At 68.5% G+C, this 14,957-nt stretch carries 12 protein-coding genes; all 12 read right to left on the bottom strand.

Translation table 11 applies throughout. The features are described 5' to 3' along the window. Nucleotides 1-20 precede the first annotated feature (20 nt). On the bottom strand, nt 21-3,770 hold the full coding sequence (locus tag SFB74_RS01380) for a molybdopterin cofactor-binding domain-containing protein (protein WP_432728870.1): 3,750 nt from the start codon (nt 3,768-3,770) through the stop codon (nt 21-23). Beyond that, nucleotides 3,767-4,267 carry a (2Fe-2S)-binding protein gene (locus SFB74_RS01375; RefSeq protein ID WP_432728869.1) on the bottom strand — a complete coding sequence of 167 codons (501 nt, stop codon included), beginning with the start codon at nt 4,265-4,267 and terminating at the stop codon, nt 3,767-3,769. Before SFB74_RS01375 ends, SFB74_RS01380 begins: the two co-directional genes overlap by 4 nt. Continuing rightward, nucleotides 4,245-5,405 carry an ABC transporter substrate-binding protein gene (locus SFB74_RS01370; protein ID WP_432728868.1) on the bottom strand — a complete coding sequence of 387 codons (1,161 nt, stop codon included), beginning with the start codon at nt 5,403-5,405 and terminating at the stop codon, nt 4,245-4,247. The genes SFB74_RS01375 and SFB74_RS01370 overlap by 23 nt, the downstream gene beginning before the upstream one ends. Nucleotides 5,406-5,462: 57 nt before the next feature. Then, complete coding sequence (gene pncA / locus SFB74_RS01365; protein ID WP_432728867.1) at nt 5,463-6,188, bottom strand: bifunctional nicotinamidase/pyrazinamidase; 726 nt, start codon at nt 6,186-6,188, stop codon at nt 5,463-5,465. Nucleotides 6,189-6,216: 28 nt separating this feature from the next. Further along, nucleotides 6,217-6,951 (bottom strand): ABC transporter ATP-binding protein, encoded by a 735-nt coding sequence (locus tag SFB74_RS01360; protein WP_432728866.1) that lies wholly within the window; start codon nt 6,949-6,951, stop codon nt 6,217-6,219. Next, nucleotides 6,948-7,736 (bottom strand): ABC transporter ATP-binding protein, encoded by a 789-nt coding sequence (locus tag SFB74_RS01355; protein WP_093206764.1) that lies wholly within the window; start codon nt 7,734-7,736, stop codon nt 6,948-6,950. Before SFB74_RS01355 ends, SFB74_RS01360 begins: the two co-directional genes overlap by 4 nt. Continuing rightward, nucleotides 7,733-9,673, bottom strand: coding sequence for an ABC transporter permease (locus tag SFB74_RS01350; RefSeq protein WP_432728865.1), 1,941 nt, complete (start codon nt 9,671-9,673; stop codon nt 7,733-7,735). The genes SFB74_RS01355 and SFB74_RS01350 overlap by 4 nt, the downstream gene beginning before the upstream one ends. Nucleotides 9,674-9,752: 79 nt before the next feature. Continuing rightward, nucleotides 9,753-10,958 (bottom strand): ABC transporter substrate-binding protein, encoded by a 1,206-nt coding sequence (locus SFB74_RS01345; RefSeq protein WP_369660063.1) that lies wholly within the window; start codon nt 10,956-10,958, stop codon nt 9,753-9,755. Nucleotides 10,959-11,037: 79 nt separating this feature from the next. Next, on the bottom strand, nt 11,038-11,622 hold the full coding sequence (locus SFB74_RS01340) for an amino acid synthesis family protein (protein ID WP_093206762.1): 585 nt from the start codon (nt 11,620-11,622) through the stop codon (nt 11,038-11,040). Nucleotides 11,623-11,665: 43 nt separating this feature from the next. Further along, nucleotides 11,666-12,307: an amino acid synthesis family protein gene (locus SFB74_RS01335; protein WP_432728864.1), complete on the bottom strand. Its 642-nt coding sequence runs from the start codon at nt 12,305-12,307 to the stop codon at nt 11,666-11,668. Nucleotides 12,308-12,328: 21 nt separating this feature from the next. Continuing rightward, nucleotides 12,329-13,246, bottom strand: coding sequence for a UPF0280 family protein (locus SFB74_RS01330; RefSeq protein ID WP_432728863.1), 918 nt, complete (start codon nt 13,244-13,246; stop codon nt 12,329-12,331). A gap of 2 nt (nt 13,247-13,248) precedes the next feature. Continuing rightward, on the bottom strand, nt 13,249-14,871 hold the full coding sequence (locus SFB74_RS01325; RefSeq protein ID WP_432728862.1) for a 6-hydroxynicotinate reductase: 1,623 nt from the start codon (nt 14,869-14,871) through the stop codon (nt 13,249-13,251). Between the last annotated feature and the right edge of the window lie 86 nt (nt 14,872-14,957).

Genomic DNA, 14,957 nt, shown 5'->3' with positions numbered 1-14,957 from the left:
TTCCTTGTTTACGACCTGCCTCAGTGCTTCGATGCGCGCACGCGCGCCACCTCGGCGGGCAGGTCGTTCCACGCAGGCTCCTGCGGCGCGAAGCGTGCGCGCATGTAGCCGGCGAGTTCGGCGATCTGCCGGTCGTCGAGCACTTCGCGGAAGCCGGGCATGAAGCCGATATCGCGGCTCGCCGGTTCGCGCACGCCATCGAGGATGGTGCGCAGCAGGTTGTCCGGCCGTGCGCTGGTGAGGTTGCTGTTGAGCGCCAGCGGCGTGTTGACGCCGAGCAGCGTGGGGCCGTTGCCGTCGTGATGGCAGGACGCGCACGCGCTGTCGAACATGCGCTGCGCGGGGCCGAGCAGTTGCCCCTGCGTGCGCGCCGCGTTGTCCACGACCTTCTGCGCCACGGCGGAGGGCTGTGCGGCCGGCTCCGGATTGAACGAGCCGAGGTAGGTCGCCATCGCGCGGATGTCCTCGTCCGGCACCTGCGCCAGTTCTCGCACGACTTCGGCCATCGGCCCGCCCGCGATGCCGTGACGCTGCGTGTGGCCATTGCGCAGATAGCGGTAAAGCTCGTCGGCATCCCACGGCACCGCCGACTTCGACGCCAGTTGCGTGAGCGCAGGCGCCTCCCAGCCATCGACCATCGCGCCCGAGAGGAACGCGCTGCCGCCCTGCTCCGCACCCAGCGCATTGCGCGGCGTGTGGCAGGCGCCGCAATGCCCCAGGCCATTGACCAGATAGGCGCCGCGGTTCCACTCCGCGCTCTGCGTGGCCACGGGCTGCATCGGCGCCGGATCGTGGAAGAGCGCGTTCCAGCCCGCCATCAGCGGCCGCACGCTGAACGGAAACTTGAGTTCGGACTTCGGCGTTTCCGCGCGCACCGCAGGCAACGACATGAAGTACGCATACAGCGCCTGCAGATCGTCGTCGCTGGTCTTCGCGAAGGCTGTGTACGGGAACGCGGGATACAGATAGTGGCCGTCGCGCGAGACGCCCTCGCGCATCGCGCGCTGGAAGGCGCTGAAGGACCAGCGGCCGAGGCCTGTCTCGGCATCTGGCGTGAGGTTGGTCGTGTAGAGCGTGCCGAAGGGCGTGTCCATGGCGCGCCCGCCCGCGTTGGCCGTACCGCCGGGCGCGGTGTGGCACACGGCGCAATCGCCGACGGCGGCGAGCACGCGGCCACGCTCGATGGTGGCCTGGCTGTAGATCGGCGCCGTGAGCGAGACGGGCGCGATGGCGGAACGCCAGCCGAGCAGGCCTGCGATGACGCCGATGCCGCCGACGACGAGCGCCGCTCCAGTGGCCCACACGCCTTTTCGACGCGGCCAGACTGCTTGGCTCCTTGCTTCGCTGCTGGAAGCTGGTCCGGATGGAGGCACCGCAGCGTCGCCATTCGCGTTTCCCTCGCCCTCGGTTGGCGGTGGAGGAAGAGAGCCGCGGTTCAACTCAGCCAGCACTGTCTCCGGCGTGAACGGCGGCGCCCTGAACCGCACCCCCGTCGCATCGAAGATCGCGTTCGCGATCGCCGCAGTGCCCGGCACCGACGACGACTCGCCTGCGCCCAGCGAAGGCTCGCCCGGCCGCGGCATGTGCATCACCTCGATCACCGGCACTTCGCGGAAGTTGATGATCGGGTAGCTGCCCCACTCGCGGCTCGCGACCACGCCAGAGGGCAGCACGCCCGGCAGCTGAGCGCCAGTCGCCGTGCCTTCCTGTTTCTGCTGCTGTTGTTGCGGCGCGAACTGCACCCGCTCCTTAAGCGCCCGGCTCGTCGTCTGGATCACGTTGCCGTGCACCTGGTGCTCGACGCCCGCCGGATTGACCAGCAGCCCCGCGTCGTGCCCCACGACCACGCGGCGCACGTGCACCTCGCCGGTCCTGCGGTTGACCTCCACGTCGGCCACCCACGCGGCCCATGCCGCGCCGAAGCCCGGCCACTTGCTGTGGATGTAGCGCGCGTATGCGAAGCCCTGGCCAAAGAGGATGTCGCCGCCCTCGCCGAGTCCGCCGTCGGCGTTCTCCTGCGGCCCTGTGCGCATGCGCCAGCCGGCCTTCTGCGCGGTGGCCTGCACCAGCTCGACGGCGCGCGGATCCTCCAGATGGCGCAGCCTGAACTGCACCGGATCGATGCCCGCAGCCGTCGCCAGTTCGTCGATGTACGACTCGTGCGCGAACGAACTCGGCAGCGCCGACACGCCGCGCAGCCACGAGGCCCGCACGATCGGCGCCATGTCGTTGACCTTCACGCGCAGGTTGTCGTAGCTGTAGGGCGGGCGCGCGGTGCGGTCGCCCATCTCGAAGGCCTGCGCCACCGGCTCGATGGTGCGTGTGAGCAGCAGCGCCAGCGTGGGCGCGCCGTTCGACGGGTACGAGGTCTCGAAGTCGTAGGCGGCGACGCTGCCGTCGGCCATGAGGCCGCCGTCGATCTCCATGAGCTGCGCGGCGCCCTTGGGCTCCCACGCGTGCTCCTGTTCGCGCGTGAGCTGCACGCGCACCGGCGCGCCCACCGCGCGCGCGAGCAGCGCCGCATCGGCGGCCACGTCGTCGGCGCCGTTGCGGCCGTAGCAGCCCGCGGCCTCCATGCGGACCACGTCGACCTGCACGTCCTCCACGCCCATGAGCTTCGCGAGATCGGCGCGCAGCACGTGCGGATTCTGCGAGCCGGCCCAGCAGCGCAGCTGCATGCCGCTGCCGTCGGCGGGCTGCCATTCGGCCAGCGCGCACGAGGGGCCGATGGACGCATGCATCTGGTACGGCCACACGTAGGTGCGGTGCATGGGCTGCGCCGCCGATGCGATGGCGCCGTCGACGTCGCCTTCGTCGACGAGCAGCCGCTGCGTCGAGGGGTTGTCGCGCAAGGCCTGTGCGAGGTCACCCAGGTCGGGCATGCCGGGCCACGGCTTCCACTTCACGCGCAGCTCGCGCAGGGCCTGCTCGGCGTGCTCCTCGCGTTCGGCCACGATGCCGACGAAGTCGCGGATGACGACCACCGCGCGGATGCCGGGAATGTGCGCAATCGAAGACTCGTCGACCGACTCCAGCGTGTTGCCGATGAACTCGCCGTGATCAGCACCCGCATACGGCGGGCGTACCACCCGGCCGTGCAGCATGCCGGGCACGCGCATGTCGTGCACGAACACGAGCTCACCCGCGAGCTTGGCGGGGATGTCGACACGGGCCTGCCGCGTGCCGACGACGCGATAGTCCGCCGGGTCCTTGGGCTTGGCCTGCGGGTCGAGGCGCAACACGGTGCGCTGCCCGGCGACCAGTTCGGCATATGCGATGTGGCGGTCCGGCGCCTCGGCGACGCGCACCACGCCGTTGCGCATCTGCAGCGCATCCGCGGCCACGCCGAGCCGTTCGGTCGCGCGCGCCAGCAGCCAGGCACGCGCCTGCGCCGCCGCAAGCCGCAACGGCTGTGCATGGATCTGTATCGACGCGCTGGCGATGGTCGCGCCCTGGTTCGGCGCGCGCGCCGTGTCGCCGAGCATCACGCGCACGCAGGGCATGCCGAGGTCGAGTTCTTCGGCCACGATCTGGCCGAGCGCTGTCTGTATGCCGGTGCCGAGGTCGACGTGGCCGTTGAGTGCCGAGGCGCTGCCGTCGTCCCATACCGCGAGCAGCACTTCATCGCCCTCGAGCGGATTGCCGGCGACGAAAGCGGGCTGGCCCTTGGCGGGCGCCGGCGCGGCCGGCGTCTCGCGCACCACCAGCAGCACGCCGTCTGAAGCGAGGAATTCGGCGCGCGTGCGCGGAAGATCGGCTCGGCGCGTCATGGGGCCGCTTGCTCGCGCATGCGCACCGCCGCGCGCTGCACCGCATCGAGGATCTCGATGTGCGTGCCGCAGCGGCACAGGTTGCCCGACAGCTCGCTGCGGATGCGTGCCTCGCTCGCGCCGGGGTCACGCGCCAGCAGCGCGGCCGCCTGCATCACCATGCCGTTGAGGCAGTAGCCGCACTGCGCGGCCTGTGCTTCTTCGAACGCGGCCTGCACCGGATGCCAATCGCCGCGCGAGCCCAGCCCTTCGAGCGTGGTGATGGCGCGGCCCGCCACGCCGTGTGCCGGAATCACGCAGGAGCGCGCCGCCACGCCGTCGACGTGCACGGTGCACGCACCGCACTGCCCCAGCCCGCAGCCGTACTTGGGGCCGTTCAGCCCCAGGTCGTTGCGCAGCAGGTGCAGCAGCGTCGCCTCGCGCGGCACGCCCGTTATCGATTGCGCCTGCCCGTTGACCTGCAGGCGCAGCGGCTCAGCGCCGCAACTGGCCGTCACGGGCGTAAATCTCCAGATCGACGAAGGTCGAGCCGTTGTGGTTCTTCGCGCTGTACTCGATGGGGAAATCGCCGAAGCGCGTGCTGCCGATGCTCTCCAGGCCTGCGATGAAGCTGTCGCGCGTGGGCGTCTTGCCGGCGCGGCGCAGGCCCTCGACCATCACGCGCGCGACGATGTAGCCCTCCAGCGCGGTGTAGCTGTCGATTTTCTCGCCGAACTCCGCGCGGTCGCGCTGGTAGTCGGCCACGATGGGCACGCGCTGCGCCTGCGGGGGCGGCACGATGCTGGCCGTGACCAGCCCCGCGAGCTTGCCTTCGAGCCGCTTGGCCGAGCCCGCCGCATCGGTGATGCCGACCGAGAGCGTGTACAGCGGCGCGCCGACGGCATTGGCGCGGTAGTCGTGCATGAACACTTCCACCATGCGCCCGGCCATGATCATCACGACCGCGCCCGGCCTGGCCTCCGCGAGGCCGGTGACGACCTGCTTCGCATCCTCGGCCGTGATGGCCAGCGGGAATGTCTTGAGCACCTTCACCTTGTAGTCGGCCGCCAGTTCCTCGCAGGTGGCGAGGTTCGACTTGCCGAAGGCGCTGTCCTGGTAGACCACCGCGATCGACTGGATGCCGATGGTCGAGAGGTGGCTGATGATCTTGCGCAATTCCAGGTCGTAACCCGCGCGCACGTGGAACAGGTAGCGGTTGACCTTGGTGCGGAACGAGGTGGTGCCCACCAGCGGCGCGAACATCGGAACGCCGGCCTTCTCGGCGAGCGGCATTGCCGCCGCGAGGTTGCCGGTGGCCACGTAGCCGGTGAGCGCGAAGACCTTGTCCTCGTCGATCAGCTTCGCGGTGTTGACGGCCGTCTTGGCGGGGTCGTACGCATCGTCGTAGGTGACGAGCTCGATCTTGCGGCCGTTCACGCCGCCCGACTTGTTGACGCGGTCGAAGTACAGCTTGATGCCCGCTCGGTAGTCGATGCCGAAGTCCTTCGCCGGTCCGCTGAACACGGCCGACTGGCCGATGCGGATGGTGGTGTCCGTCACGCCGTTGTCCGCGCGTGCGGATCGCAGCAGGCCGGGGCCGAGGGCCAGGGCGGCGCCGCCCGCTACAACGGCGCGCCTTGAGATCGAGGGCTTCATGCGTTGTCTGTCTCGTGTTTTCTTGTTGCTCTTTTCGGCTCTTGCGGCGATGCGCCCTCAGGCGGCCTGGATGTCGGCCGACTGGATGCGCTTGACGCCCTTGGCCGTCATCTGCTTCCAGGCCGCTGCCAGCGAGCCGTTGAGGTCGATGCCGCGCGTGGCGTCCTCGATCACGTAGGCCTCGAAGCCGGCCTTGCGCGCGTCCATCGCGGTCCAGGCCACGCAGAAGTCGGTGGCAAGGCCGGTGACGAACACGGTCTTGATGCCACGCGCCTTCAGGTAGCCTGCCAGGCCCGTGGCCGTCTTGTGATCGGCTTCCTCGAAGGCCGAGTAGCTGTCCATCTCCTTGTGGAAGCCCTTGCGGATGATGAGCTGCGCGGTCGGCACCTTCAGGTCCTTGCCGAGCGCGGCGTCGTCGGAGCCCTGCACGCAGTGGTCGGGCCACAGCACCTGCGTGCCGTAGCTGAGCTTGGTGGTCTCGAAGGGCTTCTTGCCGCTGTAGGTGCTGGCGAACGACGCATGGCCCGCCGTGTGCCAGTCCTGCGTGACGACGATGTTCTCGAACGCCGGCGCGAGCGCGTTGATCACCGGGATGACTTCGTTGCCGCCCTTCACCGCGAGCGTGCCGCCGTCGAGAAAACAGTTCTGCACGTCGACCACGATCAGCGCCGCCTTGGCGCCGGGCTTGATCTTGCCGGCCGCGAAGGCGTTGAAAGCGACACTGCCGAGGCCACCGGCCAGCCCGAGGGCTGCGGCGGATTTCACGAGGGTTCTGCGATGCATGGCGTGGACTCCGGGGTTGAAGAAAAACTCAGACGCTCAGGTAAGCGCGGCGGACTTCGTCGTTGGCGGCAAGCTCGGCCATCGTGGCGTGATAGCGGATCTGCCCCTTCTCGAGCACATAGGCGCGGTCGGACACCAGCTCGGCGAAGTGCATGTTCTGCTCCGACAGCAGGATGCTCACGCCCTGCGCCTTGAGCTCCAGAATCATGTTGGCCATCTGCTCGACGATCACCGGCGCCACGCCTTCGGAAGGTTCGTCGAGCAGCACGAGGTACGGATTGCCCATGAGCGTGCGCGCAACCGTGAGCATCTGCTGCTCGCCGCCGCTCATGCGCCCGCCGGGGCGGTTGGGCATCTCGCCGAGGTTGGGGAAGAGCTTGAACAGGCGCTCGGGCGTCCACAGCGGCGCGTCGCTGCCGTCGGCCCAGCGGCGCGGAGCCTGCTTGCCGACTTCGAGGTTCTCCATCACCGTGAGGTCGGTGAACACGCGGCGGTCTTCGGGCACGAAGCCCAGGCCCAGGCGCGCCGCATGGTGCGGCTCGCTCTTCGAGATGTCGTGACCCATGAAGCGCACCGCGCCGCGGCGCTTGGCCAGCATGCCGATCAGCGCCTTCAGCGTGGTCGACTTGCCCGCGCCGTTGCGGCCCATGAGCGCGACCACTTCGCCGCGACGCACTTCGAGGTCCACGTCGTAGAGGATCTGCGCGGCGCCGTACCAGGCGCACAGGGCCTTCGCCTGCAGGAGGGGTTCATGCGTGCTCATGCAGCTTCTCCAACGGCCGCAGCCTTCTTCTCGAATGTCTTGCCGGTGCCGAAGTACACCTCCTGCACCTTGGGATGGTCGCGGATCTCCAGCGGCTTGCCCTGCGCGATGAGACGCCCGCGCGCCAGCACGATCATGCGGTCGGCATACGCGAACACCACGTCCATGCTGTGCTCGGTGAAGAGCACGGCCATGCCGCGCTGGATGACGAGTTCCTTGGTCAACGCCATGAGCGAGTTGCGCTCCTTGGGCGCCATGCCGGCGGTGGGCTCGTCCATCAGCAGCAGCTTGGGCGAGTTGGCCATCGCGATGGCGAGCTCGACGCGCTTCACGTCGCCATAGGCGAGCACGCTGCAGGGCCGGTCGGCCTGCGACTTCATGCCGACCTGGTCGAGCAGGGCCAGCGCCTCGTCGCGCTTGTGGTCGGCGGCGCGGCGCCATGTGGAGAACAGCTTGCGGTCGTGCGAGAGCAGCGCCATCTGCACGTTCTCGACCACGGTGAGCGAAGCGAAGGTCTCGGCGATCTGGAAGGTGCGGCCCACGCCCATGCGCCAGATCTCGCGCGGCTTGCGGCCCACGAGCTCCTGGCCGTCGAGCGTGATGGAGCCCTGGTCGGCCTTGAGCTGGCCGTTGACCATGTTGAAGGTGGTGGACTTGCCGGCACCGTTGGGACCGATGAGCGCGAGCAGCTCGCCGGGCGGCAGCTCGAAGCTGATGCCGTCCACGGCCTTCACGCCGCCGAAGGACTTGCCGAGGTTCTCGACCTTGAGGAGCGTTCCGGTCATGCCTTCACCTCCTCGAGCTTGGCCTTGGCTTCGGTCTTTGCAACTTCGTCTTCCTTCGGCGAACGCCAGCGGTCGGCCAGCTGCTTGATGGAGCCCGCGATGCCCTGCGGGAACAGCAGCACCAGAATGAGGATGATGGCGCCCAGCATCGCGCGCCAGTAGTCGGTGTTGCGCGCCACGGTGTCGTGCAGCCAGGTGAAGGTGACGGCGCCGACCACCGGGCCCGCGAGCGTCTGGATGCCGCCGAGCAGCACCATCACGAGGCCGTCGACCGACCTGCCCACCGACAGCGTCTCGGGCGAGATGCTGCCCTTGGAGAAGGCGAAGAGCGCGCCCGCAAGGCCTGCCACGGTGCCCGCGATGACGAACGCCACCCACTGCATGCGCTTGACGTCGATGCCGATGGCATCGGCGCGCAGCACCGAGTCGCGGCCCGCGCGCATCGCGTAGCCGAAGGGCGAGAACAGCACGCGGCGCAGCCACCACACGCCCGCGCCCACGAGCACCAGCGTGAGCCAGTAGTAGGCCCGCTTGTCGGAAAGCCACTCGGAGGGCCACACGCCGGTCAGGCCGTTGCTGCCGCCGGTGAAGCTGTCCCACTGGTAGGTGACGGCCCAGGTGATCTGCGCGAAGGCCAGCGTGAGCATGGCGAGGTACACGCCCGACAGCCGCACCGCGAACCAGCCGTAGACGAAGGCGCCGAGTGCGGCGACCAGCGGCGCGACGATCAGCGCGAGCTCCATCGGCAGGTGCAGCGCGCGCACCAGCAGCGCCGCGCCGTAGGCGCCGAGGCCGAAGTACGCGGCATGGCCGAAGGAGTGCATGCCGGCCGGACCCATGATGAAGTGCAGGCTGGTTGCGAAGAGGGCCGCGATCATCAGGTCGATCATCAGCACCGTGGTGTAGGGCGAGTTCACCGTCAGGAACGGCACCACGGCCAGCAGCAGCGCGAACACGGCGGCGGCCACCATGTAGGCGTTGCTCGGTCGGCGCAGCGGTTCTTCCTGCATGCCGACGTAGCGGCTCGGCGCCTGCGGGCGGCCGAACAGGCCCCAGGGGCGCCACACCAGCACGATGGCCATCACCAGGAAGTCGACCATCAGCGTGAGCTTGGAGAAGGACACGTCGATGCCGAAGATCTGCACCACGCCGAGCCAGATGCAAACCGCCTTGATCTCGGCGATGAGCAGCGCGGCCATGTAGGCGCCGGGCAGCGAGCCCATGCCGCCCACCACCACGACCACGAACGCGGCGCCGATGGTGTTCAGGTCCATCTCGAGCGTGGCGGGCTCGCGCGGCAGTTGCAAAGCGCCGCCGAGGCCCGCGAGCAGCGCGCCGAGCGCGAACACCGCCGTGAAGAGCCAGGCCTGGTTGACGCCCAGCGCGCTGACCATCTCGCGGTCCTGCGTGGCGGCGCGCACCAGCGTGCCGAAGCGCGTGCGGGTGAGCAGCAGCCACACGAGGCCGAGCACCACCGGGCCGATGACGATCAGGAACAGGTCATAGGAAGGAAACTGCCGCCCGAGGATCTCGACCGAGCCCTTGAGGCCGGGCGCGCGCGGGCCGAGCAGTTCGTCGGGGCCCCACAGCCACAGCACCGCGTCCTTGATGACGAGCACCAGCGCGAAGGTGGCGAGCAGCTGGAACAGCTCCGGCGCCTTGTAGATGCGGCGCAGCAGCAGCACCTCGATCAGCGCGCCGAGCACGCCGACCGCCAGCGCGGCGATCAGCAGCGCGGGCCAGAAGCCCAGGCTCGAACCCAGCTTGTCCACGAGCGTGTACGCGAGGTAGATGCCCACCATGAAGAACGATCCATGGGCGAAATTGACGATGCGCGTCACGCCGAAGATCAACGAGAGACCGGCCGCCACGAAGAAGAGCGAAGACGCACCGGCCAACCCGTTGAGCAACTGAACAACGAAGCCTGAGAAACTCATAAGGACCCTGAGGAAACTGGAGACATCCGCATCCGCGCCTTGGTGCAAGGGCTGCGGATGCGGTGCAGGAGCCGCGCGATCAGTCGGCGGGGCGCATCTTCTTCACTTCGTCATCGCTCGGCTGGAACTTGGCGCCGTCGAGGTAGACATAGTCGACCATCACGCCCTTGCCACCGTCGTTCTTGGTCTTGCCCACGTACGCGCCCATGGTCGACTGGTTGTCCTGCGCGCGGTAGCTGATCTTGCCGAAGGGCGTGTCGACCTGCAGGCCCTTGAAGGCAGCGACGAGTTTTTCGGTGTCGGTGCCGCCGGCCTTCTTGATGCCGGCCGCGATCGAGTGGATGGCGCTGTAGCCGACCACCGAGCCCAGGCGCGGATAGTCCTTGAACTTGGCCTGGTAGGCGTCGAGGAAGGCCTTGTGCTCGGGCGTCTTCACGCCGCTCCACGGATAGCCGGTGACGATCCAGCCGTTGGGCGCTTCATCCTTCAGCGGGTCGAGGTACTCGGGCTCGCCGGTCAGCACGCTCACCACCTCGCGGTCCTTGAAGAGGCCGCGCGTGTTGCCTTCGCGCACGAACTTGGAGAGGTCGGCGCCGAAGAGCACGTTGAAGATGGCATCGGGCTTGGCATCGGCCAGGGCCTGCACCACGCTGCCCGAATCGACCTTGCCCAGCGGCGGCGCCTGCTCGGCGACGAACTCGACGTCGGGCTGCGCGGCCTTCAGCAGCGTCTTGAAGGTGGCGACCGACGACTGGCCGTATTCGTAGTTGGGGTACACGAGCGCCCAGCGCTTCTTCTTGAGCTTGGCGGCCTCGGGCACCAGCATCGCGACCTGCATGTAGGTCGAGGGACGCAGGCGGTAGGTGTACTTGTTGCCGTTGCTCCAGACGATCTTGTCGGTGAGCGGCTCGGCGGCGAGATAGAAGAACTTCTTCTGCTTGGCGAAGTCGGTCAGCGCCAGGCCGGTGTTCGACAGGAAGGCGCCAGCCAGCACGTCGATCTTCTCACGCGAGATGAGTTCTTCGGCCACGCGCACCGCGTCGCCGGGGTTGGCGTTGTCGTCGCGGCTGATGAGCTCGATCTTCTTGCCGTTGATGCCGCCCTTGGCGTTGATCTCGTCGACCGCGAGTTCCATGCCCTTCTTGTAGGGCTCGAGGAAGGCGGGTTGCGCCTTGTAGCTGTTGATTTCGCCGATCTTGATCACGCCCTGCGCGTGCGCGGGAACGAGGGCCGAAGCCAGCGTGACGACGGAAGCGGCGCAGAAAACATGGCGCAATGGATTCATCGAGAAGCTCCTAGGGGTTAAGGCAGAAAGAATTCGAGTTGTATGGGCGCGAGACTCTGGCTGGACGATGCGGCGCGTCTCAGCGCAGGCCGTCCTCGCCCTTGATCTCGGAGACCTGCAGGCCGCCGATGCGCGGCAGCGGACGGCCGCTGTCGGTGACGGCCACGGCCACCACGATCTCGTTGGCGCGCGGCGCGTCGCTCACGCGGGCCTCGACCGCATCGAAATGGCTGCGCACGAAGGCGGCATCCTTGTGGCCCAGCGGCACGTCGATGGCGGTGCCCAGCGTGCCCTGCTTCTTGGCCGAGGGCACGAGCGCCGCGCCCTTCTCCACTGCCACGCGCAGCGGCGCGCCCAGCTTGGGATGCAGGATGGCGGCAGCATGCTCGAGCTCGCCGCGCTCGCCGACGATGGCGGCCTTGCCGTAGCTCTGCGCCTGGCCGGGCTCGATGCCCAGCGCCTTCACGGCCTTCTGGCCCAGCAGCGCACCGAGTTCCTCGCCGATGGCGATGAGTTCGTCGAGGTTCTCGCTGTAGCGTCCCGCATAGGGGTTCTCGATGACGGCGATGGCGACGGCACGGCGCGTGGGCGGCGTGATGTCCTTGCCCATTTCCTTGCGGGTTTCGTCGACCTGGATGACGAGCTTGCGGATATTGGCGGTCATGTTCTCTTGATTCCTTGATTTGTCTCTTCGGGTGTCTCGCGGGTCAGCGCAGGCCGTCCCACTTGCTGATGTCTTTGGCGAGCAGCCCGCCCACGCGGGCATGCACGCGGTAGCCGGTGCTCATCGCGAGGATGAAGACGATCTCGTCCGCGGCCGGCGCGCCGGGCACGCGCACCTCGATGGCGTCGAACTGGCCGCGCACGTAGCTGGCGTTGATGTTGGTCAGCGGCACGTCGAGCGTTGCGCCGGGCGGGCCGACCTTCTTGGTCGAAGGCACGATCGACAGCGCGTTGCCGGGCTGGCCGGTCTTCTCCTCGGCCTTGCCCGCGGTGTAGGCGGCGCGGCTGCCTTTCCAGCCGAGCAGTTCGCGCATCGCATAGCCGCCCGGCACGTGCCAGAGCGCTCCATGCTCCAGTTCGCCGTCGGCGCCGACGATGGCGCCCTTGCCGTAGGTGGCGATCTGCTCCAGCGGCACATCCATGGCGGCGTGAAGACGGTGCGCCATGTCGACGCCCACCGGGTCGAGCAACGCCATCATCGGCAGGATGTCGGGCTCGTAGCGGCCCGCGAACGGATTGGTCAGCACCGCGCCGATGGCACCACGCACCAGCGGGGTGTCGGCACGCGGTCCGAACTCGTGGTGGATGTGCTCGACATGGGTGAAGACGCGGCGGATTTCGATCATGAAAAAGAACCTTGCTTTTCGTTAAGCAAATACTGAACCAACGGATTTCGGCAGCTCTGTGTCGAGTGCCTTCGAGCATAAGGGTTCGACAAGTCTCCACTGCCCCTGACAAACGAGTAGAGCGGCCCAGACAAGCCCTCCTTTTTGCAGGACCTTGGCGCACACCGCGCCCGTATCGAGTGCGCTGCGCACCTGCTCGGGGGCCAGTGCGGGCACGTCGACGGTGACGAGCATGTCGCCGAGGTCGCTGTCGTCCTTGCATTCGTTCGCGGGGCGGCGCGCGATGGCTTCGTCGTCCACGTCGACGGCGTTGGCGATCACTGTCGCGGCGGCATCGGCCTGCGCTGCCGTGGCGGCCAGGACCGTCACGCTGTCGGCGATGCCCAGCGAGAAACTGCGCCCGCGCCAGCCGCTGGTGGCGACGCCGCGCACGGGCTGGTCGGCGCGCAGTTCGAACTGGCCGTCCGTCGTGAGGATGCCGCTGCCGCCATCGACATGGCTGCGCCAGTCGAAGCGCGCAATGTCGGCGAACACGCCCACGCGCGCGGACTGCCCGGGAGCGAGGTGCAGCGCGATGTCGCCGCCGTTGTTGATCCACGCGCGCTCGATGCCGGGGCGCTCGTAGAACGCGATGAGCTCCTGCGCGACCGAGCCGGCCACTGCCGCCATCGGCGTGATGAACATCGGGGAAAAGGCGGCGCAGGCGTCCCACATGCGGCGGGCCACCACATTGCGCGGACGCATCTTTTCAGTGACGGGCAAGCGCAGCAGCGGCAGTTCGCGCACCAGTTCGTCGAGCACGTGGACGAAGCGCGCCCAGGCCGCGTCGTGCGCAGCGGCCACGGCGTACGGGTCGCCGTGCGCCTCGGCCACGATGTCGATCGGGCCGTGGTTGAAGTGCCAGCGACCGCCGTCGAGCGCGCTGCGTTGGGCGGACATGATCAGCCCAGCATCGGGGCGTGGCCGAGCGGCCACGGGTTGGCGTCGTCCACCGCGAGCCATTGGCGCGCAAGCGGTGCGCCGTCTTCCTGCCATGCACCACGCGCGAGCGCCTGTTCGAGCGGGAAGATGTGTTCGACGTGGCCGCCGAGCGCCTCGTAGTCGTCGCGCCGCATGCTGAACTCGATGGGCGCGACGATGGCGGGCGTGGGCACGGTGCCGAAGCTGTTGTCGGGCATGCGCATGACGTCGGCCATCACCGTGATGCCGCCGCCCGGCCACACGTAGGCCGGCGCACCGCCGCAGGTGACGTTGACCAGCGCGCGCTTGATGGCGCGCGTGAGCAGCACCGGGTTCTCGGTGACGCCCGCGCGCAGGCTGCCGCCGGCGCCGCCCAGGAACAGCACGGTGCACAGCGAGGGTTCGCAGTTCTCGCCGATGCGATCGACGATGCGCTTCACCTCCGCAGGCATGGGCTGCTCGACGGGCTTCAGTGCATCGTCGAGCACGTACCACTGCGCATGCTCGCCGGTGGTCGAGGTCATGAGCAGGCGCAGGCCGGGGCGCGCGACGCCCTCTTCCCAGCCTTCGATGATCGCGAGCGGATCGGCGATGTCGGTGCCGCCCCAGCCGTTGCCCGGATTCGCCACCTGGAAGTAGCGCCCCGGCGTGGACTTGCGGCCCAGCATCTGGATGCCCGAGGGCGCCATGTCGAGGCAGCGGCCGGCCTGGTGCTCGGTGAGCACGCCCGTTATGTGGTCGTCGACCACCACCACCTCGTCGGCCACGCCCGCGAACTGGCGCGCGAAGATGCCGACCGCGGCCGAGCCGCAGCCCACGCGCATGCGCTGCTCTTCCACGCCGTTGACGATGGGCGCCTTGCCGGCCTGGATGACGAGAGTGGAGCCGCCGTCGATGGTGCACTCCACCGCCTTCTTGTTGCCCAGCAGCTGCATCAGCTCGGCCGTCATGCGCCCCTCCTTCTTGCTGCCGCCGGTGAGGTGGTGCACGCCGCCCAGCGAGAGCATCTGCGAGCCGTATTCGGCCGTGGTCACGTGGCCCACGACCTCGCCGCGGTAGCGCACGTTGGCCTGCTCGGGGCCCAGGAAGCGGTCGGTGTCGATCTTCACCTTGAAGCTGCAGTAGCTGAAGATGCCCTCGGTGACGACGGTGACCATGTCCACGCCCCGGGCCTTGGAGGCCACGATGAAGGGGGCGGGCTTGTAGTCGGGGTAGGTGGTGGAGGAGCCCACGCCGGTGACGAAGACTTCGTCGGAGTGCAGCAGGTCGCCGTTCCAGTCGGGAGCGGCATCGGCCGACTCTGCAGCGTCGGCGCCGGGGCGGTCGAAGGGCACCAGCACGGGCGCTTCGCTCTCGATCGTGCGGCGCAGCAGCACCACGGGATCGACGCGCACCAGCACGCCCTCTTTATTGGCATAGCGGTCGCAGGCACCGGTGCGGCCGTCGGAGATCTGGCACAGCACCGGGCAGGCGTTGCACTCGACCTTGGCGGAACTCATGCGCTCGTTGCGCAGCGGCGCCTTGCCGAAGGCGGTGCTGCCGGCCTCGGCCACGACGGGCATGTCCATGCCGGGGAGGCCATCTGTCTTGGTGTGTTCGGTCATCGGGGCGATCTCTCGGCTCTTGGGCTCTGGGCGTTCGGTGGTGTGCGAAGTTGCAATTTCAGGCTGCCGGGGTTTGCAACAAACGT

This window comes from Variovorax xiamenensis, from assembly GCF_050916385.1.
Lineage (GTDB): Bacteria > Pseudomonadota > Gammaproteobacteria > Burkholderiales > Burkholderiaceae_C > Variovorax.
This window is presented reverse-complemented; position numbering and strand designations above follow the sequence as displayed.

What these genes read in the sequence shown, in the direction of transcription:
- SFB74_RS01380 (WP_432728870.1), bottom strand. Translation starts at nt 3,770, where the DNA reads ATGACGCGCCGAGCCGATCTTCCGCGCACGCGCGCCGAATTCCTCGCT.
- SFB74_RS01370 (WP_432728868.1), bottom strand. Translation starts at nt 5,405, where the DNA reads ATGAAGCCCTCGATCTCAAGGCGCGCCGTTGTAGCGGGCGGCGCCGCC.
- pncA (WP_432728867.1), bottom strand. Translation starts at nt 6,188, where the DNA reads ATGCATCGCAGAACCCTCGTGAAATCCGCCGCAGCCCTCGGGCTGGCC.
- SFB74_RS01360 (WP_432728866.1), bottom strand. Translation starts at nt 6,951, where the DNA reads ATGAGCACGCATGAACCCCTCCTGCAGGCGAAGGCCCTGTGCGCCTGG.
- SFB74_RS01355 (WP_093206764.1), bottom strand. Translation starts at nt 7,736, where the DNA reads ATGACCGGAACGCTCCTCAAGGTCGAGAACCTCGGCAAGTCCTTCGGC.
- SFB74_RS01350 (WP_432728865.1), bottom strand. Translation starts at nt 9,673, where the DNA reads ATGAGTTTCTCAGGCTTCGTTGTTCAGTTGCTCAACGGGTTGGCCGGT.
- SFB74_RS01345 (WP_369660063.1), bottom strand. Translation starts at nt 10,958, where the DNA reads ATGAATCCATTGCGCCATGTTTTCTGCGCCGCTTCCGTCGTCACGCTG.
- SFB74_RS01340 (WP_093206762.1), bottom strand. Translation starts at nt 11,622, where the DNA reads ATGACCGCCAATATCCGCAAGCTCGTCATCCAGGTCGACGAAACCCGC.
- SFB74_RS01335 (WP_432728864.1), bottom strand. Translation starts at nt 12,307, where the DNA reads ATGATCGAAATCCGCCGCGTCTTCACCCATGTCGAGCACATCCACCAC.
- SFB74_RS01330 (WP_432728863.1), bottom strand. Translation starts at nt 13,246, where the DNA reads ATGTCCGCCCAACGCAGCGCGCTCGACGGCGGTCGCTGGCACTTCAAC.
- SFB74_RS01325 (WP_432728862.1), bottom strand. Translation starts at nt 14,871, where the DNA reads ATGACCGAACACACCAAGACAGATGGCCTCCCCGGCATGGACATGCCC.